19 protein-coding genes and 1 other RNA gene are annotated in these 19,482 nt (G+C 64.1%); 9 read left to right on the plus strand and 11 right to left on the minus strand.

Features of this window, described 5'->3' with window-relative positions:
- Nucleotides 1-61: 61 nt before the first annotated feature.
- The 6 genes from KFK14_RS13265 to KFK14_RS13290 form a co-directional block, all read right to left on the minus strand.
- Nucleotides 62-385: a YbaB/EbfC family nucleoid-associated protein gene (locus KFK14_RS13265; protein ID WP_070156614.1), complete on the minus strand. Its 324-nt coding sequence runs from the start codon at nucleotides 383-385 to the stop codon at nucleotides 62-64.
- Entirely contained in the window at nucleotides 382-1,998 is a 1,617-nt protein-coding gene (locus KFK14_RS13270) for a DNA polymerase III subunit gamma/tau (protein ID WP_212608005.1), read from the minus strand. Before KFK14_RS13270 ends, KFK14_RS13265 begins: the two co-directional genes overlap by 4 nt.
- Before the next feature lie 75 nt (nucleotides 1,999-2,073).
- Nucleotides 2,074-2,171, minus strand: an RNA gene (ffs, locus tag KFK14_RS13275) — signal recognition particle sRNA small type.
- Nucleotides 2,172-2,441: 270 nt separating this feature from the next.
- Nucleotides 2,442-2,777 (minus strand): 2Fe-2S iron-sulfur cluster-binding protein, encoded by a 336-nt coding sequence (locus KFK14_RS13280; protein WP_212608006.1) that lies wholly within the window; start codon nucleotides 2,775-2,777, stop codon nucleotides 2,442-2,444.
- Between the two features lie 3 nt (nucleotides 2,778-2,780).
- A complete protein-coding gene (locus tag KFK14_RS13285; RefSeq protein ID WP_212608007.1) occupies nucleotides 2,781-3,941 on the minus strand; it encodes a cysteine desulfurase family protein in 1,161 nt (386 codons plus the stop codon).
- Nucleotides 3,908-4,954, minus strand: a complete 1,047-nt coding sequence (locus KFK14_RS13290) for a cysteine desulfurase family protein (protein ID WP_212608008.1) — start codon at nucleotides 4,952-4,954, stop codon at nucleotides 3,908-3,910. The genes KFK14_RS13285 and KFK14_RS13290 overlap by 34 nt, the downstream gene beginning before the upstream one ends.
- Nucleotides 4,955-5,067: 113 nt before the next feature.
- Here KFK14_RS13290 and KFK14_RS13295 point away from each other — a divergent pair, with 113 nt between their 5' ends.
- Entirely contained in the window at nucleotides 5,068-5,724 is a 657-nt protein-coding gene (locus KFK14_RS13295; protein ID WP_070157639.1) for an alpha/beta hydrolase, read from the plus strand.
- 124 nt (nucleotides 5,725-5,848) lie between these two features.
- Here the strand turns inward: KFK14_RS13295 and KFK14_RS13300 are convergent, their stop codons facing one another.
- Nucleotides 5,849-6,013 (minus strand): hypothetical protein, encoded by a 165-nt coding sequence (locus tag KFK14_RS13300; RefSeq protein ID WP_212608009.1) that lies wholly within the window; start codon nucleotides 6,011-6,013, stop codon nucleotides 5,849-5,851.
- A gap of 101 nt (nucleotides 6,014-6,114) precedes the next feature.
- Between KFK14_RS13300 and rpiB the strand changes: the two genes are divergently transcribed.
- The 4 genes from rpiB (at nucleotide 6,115) to KFK14_RS13320 (ending at nucleotide 9,637) form a co-directional block, all read left to right on the plus strand.
- Complete coding sequence (rpiB, locus tag KFK14_RS13305; protein ID WP_212608010.1) at nucleotides 6,115-6,552, plus strand: ribose 5-phosphate isomerase B; 438 nt, start codon at nucleotides 6,115-6,117, stop codon at nucleotides 6,550-6,552.
- Between the two features lie 13 nt (nucleotides 6,553-6,565).
- Nucleotides 6,566-7,882: a serine hydroxymethyltransferase gene (gene glyA, locus KFK14_RS13310; protein ID WP_212608011.1), complete on the plus strand. Its 1,317-nt coding sequence runs from the start codon at nucleotides 6,566-6,568 to the stop codon at nucleotides 7,880-7,882.
- Nucleotides 7,883-8,007: 125 nt separating this feature from the next.
- Nucleotides 8,008-8,469: a transcriptional regulator NrdR gene (gene nrdR, locus KFK14_RS13315; RefSeq protein ID WP_212608012.1), complete on the plus strand. Its 462-nt coding sequence runs from the start codon at nucleotides 8,008-8,010 to the stop codon at nucleotides 8,467-8,469.
- Between the two features lie 91 nt (nucleotides 8,470-8,560).
- On the plus strand, nucleotides 8,561-9,637 hold the full coding sequence (locus KFK14_RS13320) for a TrmH family RNA methyltransferase (RefSeq protein WP_212608013.1): 1,077 nt from the start codon (nucleotides 8,561-8,563) through the stop codon (nucleotides 9,635-9,637).
- Nucleotides 9,638-9,732: 95 nt separating this feature from the next.
- Here KFK14_RS13320 and KFK14_RS13325 read toward each other — a convergent pair whose 3' ends face one another.
- The gene (locus tag KFK14_RS13325) at nucleotides 9,733-10,056 is read right to left on the minus strand and encodes a chorismate mutase (protein WP_070157635.1); all 324 of its coding nucleotides are present in this window, start codon (nucleotides 10,054-10,056) and stop codon (nucleotides 9,733-9,735) included.
- A gap of 232 nt (nucleotides 10,057-10,288) precedes the next feature.
- On the opposite strand from KFK14_RS13325, the gene rpsD reads away from it, so the two are divergent.
- A complete protein-coding gene (rpsD, locus tag KFK14_RS13330) occupies nucleotides 10,289-10,903 on the plus strand; it encodes a 30S ribosomal protein S4 (RefSeq protein WP_070157634.1) in 615 nt (204 codons plus the stop codon).
- Nucleotides 10,904-10,959: 56 nt separating this feature from the next.
- On the opposite strand, the gene KFK14_RS13335 is transcribed toward rpsD, so the two are convergent.
- Nucleotides 10,960-12,969, minus strand: a complete 2,010-nt coding sequence (locus tag KFK14_RS13335) for an alpha/beta hydrolase family protein (RefSeq protein WP_246524623.1) — start codon at nucleotides 12,967-12,969, stop codon at nucleotides 10,960-10,962.
- Nucleotides 12,970-13,111: 142 nt separating this feature from the next.
- A complete protein-coding gene (locus KFK14_RS13340) occupies nucleotides 13,112-15,103 on the minus strand; it encodes an alpha/beta hydrolase family protein (RefSeq protein ID WP_083277059.1) in 1,992 nt (663 codons plus the stop codon).
- Nucleotides 15,104-15,281: 178 nt separating this feature from the next.
- On the opposite strand from KFK14_RS13340, the gene KFK14_RS13345 reads away from it, so the two are divergent.
- The gene (locus KFK14_RS13345) at nucleotides 15,282-16,991 is read left to right on the plus strand and encodes a M28 family peptidase (protein WP_212608014.1); all 1,710 of its coding nucleotides are present in this window, start codon (nucleotides 15,282-15,284) and stop codon (nucleotides 16,989-16,991) included.
- A gap of 31 nt (nucleotides 16,992-17,022) precedes the next feature.
- Here the strand turns inward: KFK14_RS13345 and KFK14_RS13350 are convergent, their stop codons facing one another.
- Nucleotides 17,023-17,493 carry a DUF6265 family protein gene (locus tag KFK14_RS13350; RefSeq protein WP_212608015.1) on the minus strand — a complete coding sequence of 157 codons (471 nt, stop codon included), beginning with the start codon at nucleotides 17,491-17,493 and terminating at the stop codon, nucleotides 17,023-17,025.
- Nucleotides 17,494-17,631: 138 nt separating this feature from the next.
- Here KFK14_RS13350 and KFK14_RS13355 point away from each other — a divergent pair, with 138 nt between their 5' ends.
- Nucleotides 17,632-18,624 carry an agmatine deiminase family protein gene (locus KFK14_RS13355; RefSeq protein WP_212608016.1) on the plus strand — a complete coding sequence of 331 codons (993 nt, stop codon included), beginning with the start codon at nucleotides 17,632-17,634 and terminating at the stop codon, nucleotides 18,622-18,624.
- A complete protein-coding gene (aguB, locus tag KFK14_RS13360) occupies nucleotides 18,621-19,481 on the plus strand; it encodes an N-carbamoylputrescine amidase (RefSeq protein WP_070157630.1) in 861 nt (286 codons plus the stop codon). Before KFK14_RS13355 ends, aguB begins: the two co-directional genes overlap by 4 nt.
- Nucleotide 19,482: the final 1 nt, after the last annotated feature.

Raw genomic sequence — 19,482 nt, forward strand, 5'->3', positions numbered from 1 at the left:
ATAGGACCGCCCGCCTTAACGGAAGGCGAACATACAGATCATGCCGGAGTAATCCCGCCGGTCAGAAAGGCAGCTTGAAGCCCGGCGGCAGGGAAAGGCCGCTCGTCATCTTGCTCATTTCCGACTGGCTGGCCTCATCCGCCTTCTTGCGCGCATCGTTGAACGCGGCGGCGATCAGGTCTTCCAATATCTGCTTTTCCGAAGGCGCAAGCAGCCCTTCGTCGATGGACACGCCGACGATGCGGCCCTTGGCGGTCGCCGTGACCCGCACGATGCCGCCGCCCGAAACGCCCTCAACCTCGATCTTGTCGAGATTTTCCTGCGCCTTGGTCAGCTCCTCCTGAACCCGGCTCGCCATGCCGAGTATCTCGTTGAGATCCTTCATCCGCTCGCACTCCATTGCTCATTGTCTTCGACCAGATCGGCGTCCGGGAACGCCGTCATCGCCGCCCGCACCACAGGCGTATCCAATATCGCCTGCCGGGCCTGCATCTCGCTCTCGGCCTTCTGCTCGCCAAGGGTTGGTTCGCCCTCGCCCTCCGCCAGCGTCACGACCCAGCGCTGACCGGTGGCGGTCTTGAGCGCCTCGGTCAGTTTCCGCAGGAAATCGTCCGCGACCGGCCGGGCCATGTTCAGCGCCAGCTCCGGCGGCGCATAGCGCACCAGCCGCGCCTCATGCTCGATCTGATCGGCGAGGAAACCGGAATTTTTCCACAAGGCATCGACCAGCGCGGCGAAGGTCGGCGGCCATTGCGCCGCGCTTTCGGAGCCAGCGCCGGGGGCATCCTTCGCTGGCGCAGCCTGTCCCGCGCCACCGGACACCCCGCCCTGCTGGATCATCCGCGCCAGATCGCTGGGATCGGGCAGGCTGGCGGCGTGAACGATACGCAGCAGCGCCATTTCGCACGCCTCGCGCGGCAGCCCGGCATTGGCGACCTCATCATGCCCCTTGAGCAAGAGCTGCCATATCCGGTGCAGCGGCGCGAAGCCGATCTGGCTGGCCCAGTCCGCCAGCATCTCCCGCTCCTCGGCCGATTGCGCCGGATCGTCGGCGCCGCGCCCTGCCTTCGCGATGGTCACGGCATGAACCAGCTCCAGCAGGCCGCGCATCAGCGCCAGCGGCTCGACGCCAAGCTGATGCTGCTCATCCAGCGCCGCCAGCATGTCCTGCGCCCTGCCCTCCAGCAACAGCCCCAGCAGCCTGCGGGTCGCGCCGCGATCGGACAGGCCCAGCATCTCGCGCACCTGCGCGGCGGTCACGGTCGGCGCGTCGCCGCTGGTGTCGGCATGAGCGATCGCCTGGTCGAGGATCGAAAGGCCGTCGCGCGCCGACCCCTCCGCCGCCTGCGCGATCAGCGCCAGCGCGTCCGGCTCCGCCTGCACATCCTCCGCCTGGGTCACATGGGCGAAGTGCGCGGCCAGCTTTTCCGCCGGGATGCGCCGCAGGTCGAAACGCTGGCAGCGGGAAAGCACCGTCACCGGCACCTTGTTCACCTCTGTCGTGGCGAACAGGAATTTCACATGCGCCGGCGGCTCCTCCAGCGTCTTGAGGAGCGCGTTGAAGGCATTCTTCGACAGCATGTGCACTTCGTCGATGATGTAGATCTTGTAGCGGGCGGACACCGCCGCATAGCGCACGGACTCGATGATCTCGCGCACATCGTCGACGCCGGTATGGCTGGCGGCGTCCATCTCGATCACGTCGATATGGCGGCCCTCGGCGATCGCCTTGCACGGCTCGCACACGCCGCACGGGTCGATGGTCGGACCGCCCTGCCCGTCCGGGCCGATGCAATTCAAAGCCTTGGCGATCAGCCGCGCCGTGGACGTCTTGCCGACCCCGCGCACGCCGGTCATCAGGAAGGCATGGGCCAGCCGGCCGCGCTTGATGGCGTTGGCCAGCGTCTGCACCATCGCATCCTGGCCGATCAGCTCGTCGAAATTCCGCGGGCGGTATTTGCGGGCAAGCACGCGATAGGGCTGAGGGGAATCGGTCATGAGGCCCTTATTAACCCTAAGCGCCGGGCCTGTCGAAAAGGCCCGTATCGCGTGGAAACGATGGCTTGCGGGACATGAGGTGGGAGCCGGAACGACCCGCGGCAAAATCGTTGTGGCTGCTTCCGTCAGGACCTGACCAGGTTGGCGACGACCGCGCCCGCCCGACTCCCGGCGCGGCATATGGGGGAAAGCTTATGGATTGGCAAGATCAGGCCGACACAGGCGCCGGGGCGGCTTTGCCCGGCCGCATTAAGCGCACGAATGCGAAACGGAATGCGAGGGTGTCAGCACTTTTTGCGCAAAGTCGTCCTTATATATCAGTGATTTAAAAATAGGCTTTTGTAGGAACCTTCGCCTTTGTTGGACTATAAACCGCAGCGCATGCCGCCCGTTTCCGGCCGGTTTTCAGGCAGCTTGTGCGGGAGAAACGACGTCCAACGGCGTCACATGCCCTGCATGTTCCGGCTTTCCGCAGGCATGCGCACGGTCAGCGTGTCATAACTCTCGTCGATCACGATCTGGCACGAAAGCCGGCTGTTGCGCGTGGCGGACGCGGCGAGGTCCAGCATATCCTCCTCCGCTTCACTGGCGCGCGGCAGCTTGGCGAAATCGGCGGGATCGATGATGACATGGCATGTGGAGCAGGCCATCTGCCCCTCGCATGTACCCTCCAGCGGCTGGCCGTTGGCCTGCGCCACGTCGAGAAGGATCTGCCCCGGCTGCGCGAAAACCTCATCGCGTTTCTTGCCGTCGGCACTGATGAACGTGACCCAGACCATAGATTACAGCGCCCCCTGCGGCGGCAGGTCCTGTTGGCCCGCCGCTCGATTGATCGCCTCTCCGGCCCTCTCCAATTCTTCCAGCGTCGTGTATCGGCCGAATCCGATCCGCACTGATCCCCCGGCCTCTTTCTGCGACAATCCAAGGGCTTGCAAGACATGGCTTGGCCTGCCTGACCCGCTTGCACAGGCAGAACCGAGCGAAAATGAGACATCCCGGCAATCGGAGAGCAATCTTGCCCCATCCAGACCCGCCCGGCGGATGTTGAGATTGCCATGATATCGCCGGGTCATACTGCCATTAACGGTCCATCCGGGAAACAGGGCCAGGGCCGCGTTCCAGAGCATCTCAACATGCGCGGCGTCACTCTGCATGTGGCTATCAAGCAGCCGCGCGGCCGCGCCGAAACCCGCACAAAGGGCAGGCGACAATGTGCCGGAACGCAATCCGCCCTCCTGCCCGCCGCCATGGATCAGCGGCGGCAGGGTGAGGCCGTCCCGCAGCCACAGGCCGCCAATGCCCTTCGGCCCATGCACCTTGTGGGCGCTTATCGCGATCATGTCGGCATTGGCGGGCATGGGAACCCTGCCGAAACCCTGCACCGCGTCGCACAGGAACAGCGCCCCGGCATCCCGCGCCAGGGACGCGAGCGCCTCGACCGGCTGGATCACGCCGATCTCATTATTCACCAGCATCGCCGCGACCAGAGCCGTGCCCGTGTCGATTTCCCGCCGCGCCCGCTCCAGATCGACAAGGCCGTCCGGGCCGACGGGCAGCAGCACAGCCTCATAGCCATGATGCGCCATCGCCTCCACCGTATCGCGCACCGCCGCATGCTCGGTCGCGATCGTGACGATCTTCCGCCGGTCCGGCCCGGCAAGGCGCGCGGCTCCGGAAATGGCGATATTCAGCGCCTCGGTCGCGCCGGAGGTGAAGACCAGCCGGCCGCCAGGCAACCCAAGCGCCGCCGAAACCGCGTCCCGCGCCACCTCCACAACCGCAGCCGCCTGACGCCCCATCCGGTGCGCGCTGTGCGGATTGCCGAACTGATCGCGCAGCAGCGGGACCATCGCCTCGAACGCCTCCGGCGCGAGCGGCGTTGTCGCCTGATAGTCGAGATAGACGGGCGTCACCGTGGCGCGCTTCCGGCGATCTTCCGCCATGCGTCCATGAACCGGGCGATATCCGCCGCGCCGGTCGATGGGCCGAAGCTGACCCGGATCACTTCGCCCGCCGCCGCTTCATCCCAGCCCATGGCCGTCAGCACATGGCTGGCCTTCAGCGTCCCGGACGAACAGGCGCTGCCCGCCGATACGGAGATCCCGGCCATGTCGAACTGGATAAGCTGCGCCCGCGCCGACACGCCCGGCATGCGGTAACTCGCAATGGTGGCGATGCGCGGGCTGGCCGCCGCGACCACCTCTCCGCCCGCCTCGACGATGGCGGCATCGAGAGTTTGCCGCAGGTCTGCCGCATCCTCCATCCACTCGAACGGCTCCTCCAGAGCGGCGGCCATGGCCAGCGCGGCGGGAAGATTCTCGGTGCCCGCCCGATAGCCCTGCTCCTGTCCGCCGGACGGATGTATCCGCGCCAGATTGCGGATCAGCAATGCGCCGATGCCCGGCGGCCCGCCGAACTTATGCGCGCTGATGGCGATCATGTCCGCATCCGGCAGGGGCAGCTTGCCCGCGCTCTGCGCGCAGTCGGCGAACAGATATCCGCCCGCCGTGCGGACAGCCGCGGCGATCCGCTCCAGCGGCAGGATAACGCCAGTCTCATTGTTGACATGCTGGATCGCGACCAGCGCACCGGCCATATCCTGCTCTGGCAATAGCGGCTTGCCCCGCCCGTCCAGCGCCAGCCTTTCGCGCCCCGGCGTCACCCGCAACACCGCGTCATGCTCTATGGGGGAGGTCAGGATGCGCTCCGCCTTGCTCCTGCCCAGCGCGATCGCAATCGCCTCGCTGGCCCCGGAAGTGAAGATCATGCCGCCGTCCCAATCCAGCGCAGCGCAAATCCTCTTGCGCGCATCCTCCAGCGCGGCCCGCGCCGCCCGCCCGTCGGCATGGGGAGAGGAGGGATTGGCCCAGCGCCCGAAGGCGTCCGACATGGCGGTTATCGCGGCTTTGGAAACAGGCGTTGTCGCGGCGTGATCAAGGTAAAGCCGGTCGTCCAAGGGGCGTGCTACTCATTTTATTGCTAATTGGATGCTCACTTCTATATAGGCCACCAATCCAGCGCCACCATCGAAACTATGGGGGTCGCATCCACCGTTGCCAGCCAGGTGCCATGCCAGACGTAATTTTCCCCGGTCCCGAAGGTCGACTGGAGGGGCGCTTCAGCCCTCCGCCGCGCCCCCGCGCACCCATCGCCATGATCCTGCACCCGCATCCGCAGGGCGGCGGCACGATGAACGACCGCATCACCCAGGCGCTCTACAAGACGTTCGTGAAGCGCGGCTTCGGCGTCCTGCGCTTCAACTTCCGCGGCGTCGGCCGCAGCCAGGGCACGTTCGACAATGGCATTGGCGAACTCAGCGATGCGGCGTCCGCGCTCGACTGGGTGCAGAGCTTCCACCCGGAGGCGCAGACGACATGGATCGCCGGCTTCTCCTTCGGCGCGTGGATCGGCATGCAGCTATTGATGCGCCGCCCGGAAGTGCGCGGCTTCATCTCCGTCGCGCCGCCCGCCAACATGTATGATTTCTCCTTCCTCGCGCCCTGCCCGGCGTCTGGCATCATCGTGCAGGGGACGTCGGACGAGGTGGTGACGGCTGGCGCGGTGCAGAAGCTGGTCGACAAGCTGCGCACGCAGAAGGGCATCACCATCCATCATGACGAGATTCGCGGCGCGAATCACTTTTTCGAGCATGAGCTGGACCAGCTCATGAAGTCGGTCGACAATTATCTCGACATGCGCCTGTCGCCGGATTCGCCCATTCGCTGAGCTAGTCACAACATCCGTTCACCCTGAGCGAAGTCGAAGGGTCCGGCCGAGCAAGGCGAGGCGCTTCACTGCGTTCAGCAGAATGCTTCGACTTCGCTCAGCCCGAACGGGAAAGTGGGACAGCCTAGACCGGCACGGCCCAGATGGCGACATTGCCGAACATCACCAGGCCCGCAATCACCATCAATATACCGCGCTTGCGGTCTATCTTCTTCACCAGAAGATAGACGCCGCCGCCGGTCAGGGCCACGCCGGCCAGCATCAGAAGGGACAGGATGGTTCCAGACATGGCCTCGCCATAGGGCGGGCTTTGTCCGGTGGCAATTGTGTGACAGCGCGCCTAGATAGGCGCCATTCGAATCACCGCATCGTTGAAGGGTCCGCAACAGGGTGAAAATCGCCATCGCCTCCGATCATGCAGCCATCGAGCTGAAAGCCCTGCTGACCGGCTGGTTGCGGGAGGAAGGGCATGAGGTCGACGACCTTGGTCCCGCCACCGACGCGCGGGTGGACTATCCCGATTTCGGCTACAAGCTGGCCCAGGCGGTTGCGAGCGGCGCGGCCGAGCGCGGCATTGCGCTGTGCGGGTCCGGCATCGGCATCTCCATCGCGGTCAACCGCAATCCGGCCTGCCGCGCGGCGCTGGTCTCCGAGCCGCTCTCCGCCGCCCTTGCGCGCGAGCATAACAATGCCAACGTCATCGCCATGGGCGCCCGCCTGACCGGGCCGGACATGGCGAAAGCCTGCGTCACTGCATTCCTCACCACCGATTTCGCCGGCGGGCGCCATGAAGGCCGCGTCGACAAACTCTCCCAGCCAGCGCTTTGAAAGGATCCACTCCATGAGCAGCAGCCCAGCCCTTTCCGCCGCCAATGACATCCGTCCCGACGGCTTCTTCACCCGCTCGCTTGCGGAGGTCGATCCCGCCGTCGCCGCCGGCGTCGCCCATGAGCTGAAGCGCGAAAAGACGCAGATCGAGCTGATCGCGTCGGAGAATATCGTGTCGAAGGCGGTGCTGGAGGCGCAGGGCAGCGTCTTTACCAACAAATATGCGGAAGGCTATCCGGGCAAGCGCTATTATCAGGGCTGCGCGCCCTCCGACGAGGTGGAGCAGCTCGCCATCGACCGCGCCAAGCAGTTGTTCAACTGCGGCTTCGTCAATGTCCAGCCGCATTCGGGCGCGCAGGCGAACGGCGGCGTCATGCTGGCGCTGGTGAAGCCCGGCGAGACGATCATGGGCCTCAGCCTGGACGCAGGCGGACACCTGACCCACGGGTCGAAGCCCAGCATGTCGGGCAAATGGTTCAACGCCGTGCAATATGGCGTGCGCGAGGACACGCATGTCATCGATTATGACGAGGTCGAGAAGATCGCCGTCGACAGCCAGCCCAAGCTGATCATCGCGGGCGGTTCCGCCTATCCGCGCCACATCGACTTCGCCCGCTTCCGCGCCATCGCGGACAAGGTCGGCGCGCTGCTGATGGTCGACATGGCGCATTTCGCGGGTCTGGTCGCGGGCGGCGCGCACCCGACGCCGTTCGGCCATGCCCATGTCGTCACCACCACCACGCACAAGACCCTGCGCGGCCCGCGCGGCGGCATGATCATGACCGATGACGAGGCGATCGCGAAGAAGATCAACTCGGCCATCTTCCCCGGCCTTCAGGGCGGCCCGCTGATGCATGTCATCGCCGCAAAGGCCGTGGCCTTCGGCGAGGCGCTGCGCCCTGAGTTCAAGACATACGCCCATGCCATCGTCGCCAATGCCAAGGCGCTGGCCAGCAAGCTGGAGGAGCGCGGGCTTGCCGTGGTTTCCGGCGGGACGGACACGCACCTCGCCCTCATCGACCTGCGCCCCTATGGCATCAGCGGCAAGGATGCGGACGAGGCGCTGGAGCGCAGCTTCATCACCTGCAACAAGAATGGCGTGCCGGGCGACCCCCTGCCCCCGACTAAGACCAGCGGCATCCGCGTCGGCTCTCCGGCGGGCACCACGCGCGGCTTCGGCATCGCGGAGTTCCAGGCGATCGGCGACATGATCGCCGACGTCCTCGCCGCCCTGCGCGACAAGGGCGAGGCGGGCGATGCAGCGGTCGAGGCCAATGTGCGCGAGCGCGTAGCCGCCCTTTGCGCCCGCTTCCCGATTTACGAGGGGTAGTATAGATTCCGCTCAGGCTGAGCTTGTCGAAGCCCTCGCCTGAGCGTTAGCGAAGGCAATCACCTCGCTAACGCTCGGCGGAGCCCTTCGACTTCGCTCAGGGCGAACGGAGTAAACTCAGTTCTATGCGTTGCCCCTTCTGCGCCCATGAAGACAGCCAGGTGAAGGACAGCCGTCCCACCGACGATGGCGCGGCCATCCGCCGCCGCCGCCAGTGCGAGGCGTGCGGCGCGCGCTTCACCACCTTCGAACGCATCCAGCTCCGCGAAATGTGGGTGGTGAAGAGCGAGGGCCGCCGGGAACCCTTCGAACGCGACAAACTCGCCCGCTCGATCGGCATTGCCTGCCGCAAGCGGCCGATCGACCCACAGCGCATGGAAAAGCTGATCTCCGGCATCCAGCGCCGCCTAGAAACCAGCGGCGACAACGAAGTCCCCGCCCAGCGCATCGGCGAAATGGTGATGGAGGGGCTGAAGGGCCTGGACAGCGTTGCCTATATAAGATTTGCCAGTGTTTACAAAGATTTCGGAGAAGCGAAGGATTTTGAGGACTTCGCCAGCACGGTGAAGGAGGTTGGGGGTGAGTGATACGGGCACGCCCCTCTCGCGCTGCAATCCCCCGTTCGCCCTGAGCGAAGTCGAAGGGCTTGGTCGAGCGAAGCGAGACCCCTGACCCCCCATGTCTTTCTATACCTACATCCTCAGATGCGCCGACGGCTCTTACTATACCGGTCATACGGACGATCTCGAAACACGGATCGGGCAGCATCAATCCGGCGCTTTAAAGGGATACACCCATGATCGCCGGCCGCTTGAACTTGTCTGGTCAGCCGAATTCACGTCGCGCGCTGAAGCAATGGCTTCAGAAATCCAGATCAAAGGCTGGTCACGCAAGAAGAAGGAAGCGTTGATCGCAGAAAACTGGGACCGATTGAGAAAGGCATCGGTATCGCAAGCCTCGCCTGCGCTCGGCGAAGCCCTTCGACTTCGCTCAGGGCGAACGGAGGAGACGGAACAATGTGAGGGCGCAGTTGATGAAACGTCCCCCTCCCCCATCATCGTCCTCGTCCGCCCCCAACTCGGCGAAAATATCGGCAAGGCTGCGCGGGCGATGCTGAACTTCGGCCTTACCGAAATGCGCCTTGTGTCACCCCGCGACGGCTGGCCCAATCCCGACGCAGGCCCCGCCGCATCGGGCGCGGACGTCGTGCTGGAAAAGGCGCAGGTCTTTGCCTCACTGGCGGAGGCGGTCGCCGATTGCCCGCATGTCTACGCGACCACCGTGCGCAAGCGGGGCGTGACCAAGCCGGTCGTGACGCCGGAGGAAGCCGCGCGCGAGATCCACAGCGCGCAGGGCCGCAGCGCCATCGTCTTTGGCCCGGAGCGGTCGGGGCTGGAGACCGACGATGTGGCCCTTGCCCGCAAGATACTGACGGTGCCGATCAACCCGGAATTCGGATCGCTCAATCTGGCCCAGGCAGTGATCCTGTGCGCCTATGAATGGTCGAAGGGGCAAACCCTTGCCTCGCCCACGATCAGCGACCTTGGCGTTCCCGCGCCGCAGGAGGAACTGGACGGCATGATCGCCCAGCTTGAGGCGATGCTGGACAAGGCCGGCTATTTCTATCCGCCGGACCGCACGCCCGCCACGAAGCGTACCTTGCGCGGCGTATTGACCAAGCCGGGCTGGAACAGCCTGGAGGTGCGGACCCTGCGCGGCGTTTGGTCCACCCTGGCGAACCCGCGGGAGCGGTAGGGAGCGCAGGCGTCCATCCCGCCTGGATCACTCCCCGCCCGTTCGCTTCGAGCTTGTCGAGAACCGAACGGAGGATGGAAGGCTTCCCGCCGACATCACCCCTTCAGCCGGTCGAACTCCGCCATCTCATAGGCGATCGACGCCTCGACCAGCCGGTCCCATATGTCGCGGATCGCGTCCGCGGGCAGCGCCAGCCGCTCCGCCTCCGCCCCGGCATTGGCGATCACCTGCGCCTTGCGCGGTTCGTCGCGCACATGGCCGCGTTCGGGTTTGATGCGGGCGGCGGCGCGCATATAGGCGAAGCGCTCGGCAAACAGCGCGACCAGCCGCATATCTACGCTGTCCACGCCGGCGCGGACATCGCGCATCGTCTGGCAGGCGTCAGGGCCGGGGACTTCAGAACCGGGAATATCGCTCATGCGCCCGCTCCTATGGCCTTGCCCGCCCGCTGTCGAGAGGGCCCGGCCAGACTCGACCCCGGACTTGACATGCCCGCCCGTCCCCGCCATAGGCCCGCCTTCGCAATTGGCCCCGCACCCCGGTGAAGCGGTGGCCCTTTCCGGCATGGCCCGGACAAGAGCGAAATACCGGGATCGATACCGCCTCTTTCATGGGGCGGATGACGTTGTAGCAATTGTAAGGACTATAGACATGTCGAAGCGCCAGAGCGCCAAGTATAAACTCGACCGCCGCATGGGCGAGAATATCTGGGGCCGCCCCAAATCGCCCGTCAACAAGCGCGAATATGGCCCCGGCCAGCACGGTCAGCGCCGCAAGGGCAAGATGTCCGACTATGGCATCCAGCTCCGCGCTAAGCAGAAGCTGAAGGGCTATTACGGCGACATAACCGAGAAGCAGTTCAAGAAGTCCTATGTCGAGGCATCGCGCATGAAGGGCGACACCGGCCAGAACATGATCGGCCTGCTGGAGCGCCGCCTGGATGCGGTCGTCTATCGCGCCAAGTTCGCGCCGACCATCTTCTCCGCCCGCCAGATCGTGTCGCACGGCCACATCTATGTGAACGGCGTGAAGTGCAACATCGCCAGCCGCCTGGTGAAGCCGGGCGACGAAATCACGCTGGGCAAGAAGGCGCAGGAAATGGCGCTGGTCATGGAAGCCCAGGGCCTCGCCGAGCGCGACATCCCCGACTATGTGGCGCCGGACGGCAACGCCAAGATCACCTATACCCGCGTTCCGACGCTGGACGAGGTGCCCTATCCGGTGAAGATGGAACCGAACCTGGTCGTCGAATTCTATTCGCGCTGATCGGTCCAAACCGAGGGCCAAACATTCGAAAGGGCGGTCCACCGGGCCGCCCTTTTTCATTTCCCCGGCGTGGCGGCCGCGAGGAAAGCGCTTATCTTGCCAAGCATGTCCGCCCGCGCGATGCTGTCGCCCAGGGCGTGGTCAAGGCCATCATAGGTGATGAGCGTCACCGGCTTACCCGCCTTTTTCAACCTCTCCTCCATAAGTCGCGACTGGCCGATGCCGACGTTGCGATCCATCGTCCCGTGAAAGATCAGGACAGGAGCCTTGATCCGCTCGGCATGGCGCGCCGGCGATCCCTCGTCGATATGGGGGCCATCGCCGATGAAGCGGCTGACGCTGCGGAAATTGGTCCAGTTCCGCCATTCTTCCTTCAGCCTGTTGAAATCCGTCACCGGAGCGATTGCGATCACTGCCTTGAACAAGTCCGGGTAGGTCACCGCCGATTGCAGAGCGGCATAGCCACCATAGGACCAGCCAAGCACAGATAGTTTCGCCGGATCGGCTATCCCCTCGGAAATCAGCCACCGGCCCGCATCGCTCACATCACCGATGGCCGTTCTCCACCCCCGGATGCCATTCTGCTGGAACCAGGCGTCGCCATAGCCGGCCGACCCGCGGAAATTGGGTTGCAGGACGGCGTAGCCCTGGCTCACAAGATATTGGGTCAGCCAGTCAAACCCCCATTCGTCGCGGGCGCTGGGGCCGCCATGGGGCAGCACTATGGCGGGCAACCCCTTCTTCGCGCCAGCGGCGGGCAGGGTCAGATATGCCGGCACCATGGTCCCGTCCGCAGCTTTATATGTGATCGCCCGGACCGGGGCCAAGGGAATGCCTGACAGGTCTCCCCGCTCTGGCATGAGCAGGTCGAGCGTGCCCGTCGCCTTGTCGAACAGATAATATTGCCCCGGATCGATATCGCTGCCTGCCCATATGAGCAGGCGCTTTTCATCCTGACTGGCGTCGAGAAAACGGATGAGCGGCTGGTTCGGCAACGCCTTGGCGAGACCTTTCGCCAGTTTTTCCAGAGCGGGATCAAAATAATAGGCTTCGCTCCGGTCCGTGACGAAGCGGACGCCCACAACGCGCCGTTCCCGCCCTACCGTCACGAAACCGTCCACATCCACACCGGGATGCGCGAAGATCAGTTGTTCCGCACCCGCGCCGTCCAGCGTTTTCGTCCAGGCGGCGAACCGCCCGTCCTTCCGCCGCAAGCCATAGGCGAGGTCGGCCTTCGGATCGACGAAATGCGGCGTAAATCCGTTCTGGTCGGCGTCAACCTCGCCCAGCGGTTCCCAGTTGCGGCTGCCCTTTCGCCTAAAGAGATAGCGCAACGATCCATCGTCCGTTTGCTGTTCTTTGGCCACCGCCATGATCCGAACGGAGCCGGCGCCGTCAGACAGGTAAATTCTGCCGGTGGTCCGGGGAGTCTCGACGATGCGCCCATTGCCCGTCGCCGTATCAAGATTGTCGACGCCCAGGCCGTCGCGGGTCTGCGCGCCCCGCGTGCCCAGCGATGACTCAGGCACGTAACGTCGCATCATCAGCACATGGCCGTCCTGTCCCGGCGACATATCAATAACGTCGCCGCCAAAGAGCGAATAGTTGAGCGCATCGCCAAATCCGCGCGGCGTCTCGATCATCTTCATGTTCGCGCCGTCCCGGTCGATGGCGATATAGCGCGATGCAGTCGCCAGTTCCCCCACGTCGAGCATCATTACGGCGTAAACTTTGCAGAGCAGCCGCTGATTGCTGGACCAGGCGCAGCTCACGATCCTCTCCGGCTTGCCTTCGGAGGCCAAAATGCGCTTGAGATCAAGTTGCTTGCCGGTATTGAGGTCGGCCACGAAAACGGCAGACCCGCGCGGGCCAAGCGGACCGACGATGGCAAGCCAGCCTCCATCGGGCGAGATGCTGGCATCCAGCACCGCCTGCCGCGCGCCAAACCGCGCAGCCGGACCAAGCTCCGCTTTCGCCGGCAGGGCCATGATTGCCGAAGCCAGCATGAAAATCGCGGCCAGCATCATCCGCGCGATCGCGCGCCGCTCATATCGTCTGACGCCCACGCCGTTCGTCCCCCAAATAACCCCGATTTTGGATGGGTCAGCCCCGGCCGGCAGGCAAGTGGAGATGAACCCTTATTGGATATATCGACCCCGATCCGGCGCGGGTCCGCTCCTTCCGGCAGTCGTCCTTTTCTTTGGACATTTATTTGCCCAGACCCAGCGACGCCCTCAGAAATTCGTCGCTCTGCCTGAGCATATCGGTTCTGGCGGCAGAGTCGAAAAGCTGATGGTCGCGTTTGGAATAGACGACCAGGCGGCCCGTTTTCCCCGCATCGCGCAAACGATCCGCCATCAGGCGCGACTGGGCGATATTGACGTTGATGTCCTGATCCCCATGAAACATCAGGACGGGCGCCTTGATCTTGCTGGCGTTCAGCGCGGGGGACCCTTCGCGGACATGCGGGCCATTGCCGATGAATTGATCTACCTGCAGAAAATTCGAGAAATATCTCGACTGGTCTCTCAATCCGGGAAGGTCGGTGACTGGCGCAATGGCGACGATCGCCTTGAACAGATCAGGATCGAGCACCGCCGATTGAAGCGCGGCATAGCCGCCATAAGACCAGCCTATAATCGCCAGCTTTGCCGGATCGGCTATCCCCTGAGATACCAGCCAGCGGCCCCCGTCATTGACGTCGCTGATCGCGGTCCGCCAGGATTGAAACCCATTCTTCTCGAACCATGCCTCGCCATAGCCGGCTGAACCGCGAAAATTGGGCTGAAGAACCGCATAGCCGCGCGCGACAAAAAATTGCACCAGCCAGTCGAAGCCCCATTCATCGCGGGCGCCAGGGCCGCCATGCGGCATAACGATCGCGGGAATCCGTTTGCCTTCCGATCCCGGCGGCATCGAGAGATAGCCAGGAATTTGTGTGCCGTCAGCCGCCCGGTAACTGACCGGCTTCATGACCGCGAGCGGTTTATTTTCAAGCTGCGGACGCGCCAGCAATATCTCGGACAGCGTTTTCTTGTCGCGATCGAACACATAATATCTGCCTGGGTCGACATCGCTGCCTGCCCACAGCAGCAGCTTGCGCTCATCCACACTCGAATCCACGAAATTGACGAGCGGCGTATGAGGCAGGGCTTTTGACAGGGACGCGGAAAGGCTCTTGAGCGCGGGATCAAAATAGATGGCCATCCGCTTTTCGGTAGCAAATGTCGCGCCAACGACCCGGCGTTCCCGGCCAATGCGGATGAAGCCGTCCACATCAACCTGGGGGTGGGCGAATACCAGCTCCTTCTTGGCCGATCCATCAAGCGCTATGCGGTACGCGCCCTGGCGTCCATTCGCGTCATCAAAGCCGTATACGACGTCCAAGTCCGGATCGACTGCAACAGGATCAAACCCACGCTCTGTCGACACGTCCCGACTGGACAAATCCTGCCAGACCTCTGACCCCTTCGTACGGTAGGAATATTTGATGATATTTCCCGCATATCCATATCCGGAGGCGGGGGGCATGATCCCCATGATCCGGATTTTGCCGCGGCCATCGGAGATATATTCAACCGCTGTCCTCTTGGGGGACTCGGCATGCCGTACGGTCAGGTTCAGCGTATTGACCAGATCGACGCCAAGACCGTCCTTGGAATTGGCGAGCTTTGTGCCGATCTGCACCTCCGGGACATAGACGCGCGAAACAAAGACGGCGCCATCCTGTCCGCTCAGGTCGATCACTTGCCCGCCATATTGCGCATATCCCGTCGTTCGCATGTTGCTGCGATTGCTCACAACCTTCATATTGCCGCCATTGTCATCGATGGCGAAAAGGCGGGAATAGCCCAGGATTCCAGCCTCGGAATCGACCAGCATCCTGACATTGCAGAGCAAACGGCTGTTGGACACCCAGTCGCACCGTGACAGTTTTTCGGGATTGCCGTCCGTGCCGGTAACGCGAAAGGGCTGCGCGCCTCCCAAGACATTGGCGACAAACAGGGAGGCCCCCTGCCCTGCTGCGGGCGAAATGAAGGCGACTTTCGCGCCGTCGGGCGAAAGGCTGATCTGTTCGATATTTTCACGGGCGCCGAACAGGGCGGCATCGTCCCCCTGCGGCGCTGTATTTTCCTGCGCCAAGACCCCTGACTGCCCCAGTACCCCCAAGGCCGCGCAGCCTGCCAACCAAAGTCGCATGGTGTCCCCCTCTCAATATCGAAATTGCCTGCATCGCGGCTTGTATCCTTACAAGGACAAACGAACCCTTATTGGATATATCGATCCTGTTCCGGCGCAGGTCCGCCCCTCCTTGCCCTGCTTCGCCGCCGGTGGCATTCCTGCGCCATCCAAAAATCAAAAGAGGATCCTCCCCGACATGCGTATTTCCTCTCTGGCGCTGGCTTCCGCCGCGTCGCTCCTTGCCCTTTCCGCCTGCGCCACGACGCAGGGCAGCGGCCCGGCGGCTTCGGCATCGGCAGCCCCCGCAGCGCCCGCGCCAGCCCCGGCCGACATCGCGCCCTCCATCGACACGATGAAGCGTCTGGTGCAGGCGCTCTCGTCCGACGCCTTTGAGGGCCGCGCGCCGGGCACGCCGGGCGAGGAAAAGACCCTTGCCTTGCTCTCCGACGAGTTCGGCAAGCTTGGCCTGAAGCCCGGCAACAGGGGAAGCTGGTTTCAGGACGTGCCCTTGGTCGAGATCACCGCCAAGAATGTCTCTCCGCTGACCTTCACCGGCGGCAAGGGCAAGGTCAGCGCCGCCTATGGCCCGGAGATGGTCGTCGGCACCTATCGCGTGACGCCCAAGGTCGACATCAAGGACAGCCCCGTCGTCTTTGTCGGTTACGGAATCAATGCGCCCGAAAAGGGGTGGAACGACTATGCCGGTCTCGATGTGAAGGGAAAGACGGTCATCATTCTGGTGAACGACCCGGATTATGAGAATCCGACGCTGGACGGCCCCTTCAACGGCCGGGCGATGACCTATTATGGCCGCTGGACCTACAAGTTTGAGGAAGCCGCGCGGCAGGGCGCAGCAGCCGCGATCATCGTCCATGACACCGTGCCCGCCGCCTATGGATGGAATGTCGTCCAGTCGAGCTGGACCGGATCGCAGCAGGTGGCCGACAATCCCAACGGCAATATGGACCAGGCGTCGGCCGTCGGCTGGATACAGAAGGACAAGGCGGCGGCCTTGCTGAAAAGCGGCGGGCTTGATCTCATCGCCCTGACCGCCGCCGCCAAGCAGCCGGGATTCAAGGCCGTGCCGCTGAAGGGCGTGAAGGCGTCGCTCTCCTTCGAAAACGCCCTGCGCAAGCATATGTCGAAGAATGTCGTCGCCCTGCTGCCGGGCAAGACGCGGCCGGACGAATATGTGCTTTATACCGGCCATTGGGACCATCTGGGCCATTGCGAGAAGGCCCCGGACGGCGACGATATCTGCAACGGGGCGGTCGACAATGCGACCGGCACCGCCGCCCTCGTCGCGCTGGCGGAGGCCAATGTGAAGGCGGGACCGACCGATCGCAGCCAGATATTCGTCGCGGTGACGGGTGAGGAATCCGGCCTGCTGGGTTCGCAATATTATGGTGAGCATCCCGTCTTTCCGCTCGGCAAGACGGTCGGCGGCGTCAATATGGACGCGCTCAGCATGGCTGGCCCCGCGCATAATGTGATCGTCGTGGGCAAGGGCAAGTCAGACCTAGACGCCTATCTCGACCGCGCGCTGACCGCGCAGGGCCGCGTGGCGACGATGGAGCCGACCCCGGAAAAAGGCTTCTATTACCGCTCCGACCATTTCAGCCTGGCCAAGCAGGGCGTGCCGATGCTCTATTTTGAGGGCGGCGACGATCTGGTGACGGGCGGCAAGGCAGCCGGGGAAGCCGCCGCGAAGGATTATGAGGAGCATCGCTATCACGGGCCGAAGGACGAATATGATCCGGCCTGGGACTGGACAGGCGTCGCCGCCGACCTGAAGCTCTATTATACCGTCGGGCGGGACCTGGCGAATACGGCGGACTGGCCGAACTGGAAGGAAGGCGACGAATTCCGCGGCATTCGCGACAAGAGCAGGGCGGCCGCGCAATAGCGGCACATGCGCCATGCCCGTGGCCGGGGGGTCATTCCCCGGCGCGGGTATAGCTCCAGCTCTTGACCTGACTGCCGTCAGCGAGAGAGATTTCGGCCATCAGCCTGTCGCCCTCCCGCCAGTAACGGATGCGCTGCGGATAATCGTGGCGGCTGTTCTGGAAGGTGATCGACCGCTCGCTCTGATCGACCATGGGGAAGGCGACCGCCGCCTTCCCCTCCGGCATGGCGTAGAAGGTCAGCATGCCGTTCGCGCTTCGCGCGATGCGCATCGCCTCCCAGGAGGAAAGCGTTTCGCCCTTCCCCGCCCGTCCGCCGCCCAGCATCAGGCCCGCGCGCGGCGGCGTCCAATATTCCTCGACCCATTCGTCGCCCTGCGCACCGGTCCATCCCCCGGCGATCCAGGCAGGAAGCGCGCTCGCCGTTTCCTGCGCGCCAGCGCCGGAGATTAACAGCAGGGCTGGCAGGATTGCCCCTCCAGCAATGCGTCCGGCAAAGCGCATGCGCATCCCTCCCCTGAAATATCGATCAGGGAGTTTCCCGCTTTTCCGGCTGTCCCGCAAGCGCGGATCGTGTAGAGAGCGGCCGCGTTCCCCGCCTATGGCGAACGGCCGGACCATCGCGAACGACCGGAGTTGCTCATGACTTTCCGCATGCCCGCCGAATGGGCACTCCATGACTGGGTATGGATCGGCTTTCCCAGCAACGCCGCCGAATGGCCGGACGGCTTTGCCGGGGCGCAGCGGGAAATCGCCGCCTTCGCCGATGCCGTCCATGCCGACGGCCGGGGGGAGCAGGTGCGCCTTGTCGCGGCGAATGAAGCCAATGCCGATATCGCCAAGTCGCTGGTCGGCCCAAGCATCGTCGTTCAGACCGAAAGGCATGGCGATATCTGGCTGCGCGACACCGGGCCGATCTGCGTCGCCAATGGCGCGGCGCGGGCGCTTGTCGATTTCGATTTCAACGGCTGGGGCGGCAAATATCAGATGCCGGGCGATGAGGATATCGGCGCGCGCCTGGCGGCCCAGTCGGACCTTACCGTCCTGCGGCAAGAATGGATATTCGAAGGCGGCGCGGTCGACACCGACGGCACCGGCCTGTTCGTGACGACCGAGCAATGCCTGCTCAACCCGAACCGGAACCCCGCGCTGGACCGGTGCAAGATCGAGACGCTGCTCGCGGGCAGCCTTGGCCTGTCCGACATGCTCTGGCTGGGCGAGGGCCTGATGAACGACCATACCGATGGTCATGTCGACAATCTCGCCCGCTTCGTGGCGCCCGGCGTGCTTGGCATTCCGGAGGCAACCGCCGCCGATGACCCCAATGCCGCCATCTATGCCGACGCGCGCGACCGGGCGAAGGCGCATGGCGTGGAGGTCGCCTCCATCCCCTCCCCCGGCCGGGTCGAGGTGGACGGAGAGGCTATCCCCGCCAGCTATATGAATTTCTACGTCGGCAACGCCGCCGTCATCGTCCCCATCTATGGCCGCCCGAACGATCAGGCCGCGCTTGACGCGCTCCGCCCCTTCTTCCCCGGCCGGGATATTGTCGGGCTGCGCAGCGACGCCATATTGACCGGCGGCGGCAGCTTCCACTGCTCCAGCCAGCAAATGCCATCAGCAGGAACGCCATGACCAAGGTAACTGTCGCCGCCCTCCAGCTTCCTTTCTCGGATGACGCCGCCGATAATATCGCGCTTGTCGACTCCCATGTCCGCAAGGCGGCGGCGCGGGGGGCAAAGATCATCCTGCCGCCCGAACTGTTCGAAGGGCCTTATTTCTGCAAGGTGGAGGATGAGGCTTTGTTCGCCACCGCCCATCCGCTGGAGAGCCATCCGGCCGTCACCGCCATGCGGGCCGCGGCCAAGGATCTGGGCGTCTATATCCCGACCAGCTTTTTCGAGCGCGACGGCCAGCATTATTACAACTCCCTCGCCATGATCGACGACCAGGGCGAGATTATGGGGGTCTACCGCAAGAGCCACATTCCCGATGGGCCGGGATATGAGGAGAAATATTATTTCCGCCCCGGCAATACGGGGTTCAAGGTGTGGGAGACGCGCTACGGCACGATCGGCGTCGGCATCTGCTGGGACCAATGGTATCCGGAAACCGCCCGCGTCATGGCCCTGATGGGGGCGGAGATGCTGTTCTATCCCACCGCCATCGGGTCAGAGCCTTATGATGCGGACCTCGACACCAGCCGCATGTGGCGGCGGGCGATGATCGGCCATGCCGTCAGCAACTGCATGCCGGTGATCGCCGCCAACCGCATCGGCGAGGAGGATGGGCCGCAGGGACCGCAGCGCTTCTACGGCCACAGCTTCATCACCGACGAATGGGGCGATTTCGTCAGCGAGGCGGATGCGAAGGATCATGGCGCGCTGATCGCGACGCTGGACTTGGAACGCGCCCGCAAGCACCGCGCGGGCATGGGCTTCTTCCGCGACCGGCGGCCGGAACTGTACGGCCGGATTGCGCAGGATATTTGAC

Origin of the sequence: Sphingobium phenoxybenzoativorans (assembly GCF_018286635.1) — a bacterium.
Classification (GTDB): domain Bacteria; phylum Pseudomonadota; class Alphaproteobacteria; order Sphingomonadales; family Sphingomonadaceae; genus Sphingobium; species Sphingobium phenoxybenzoativorans.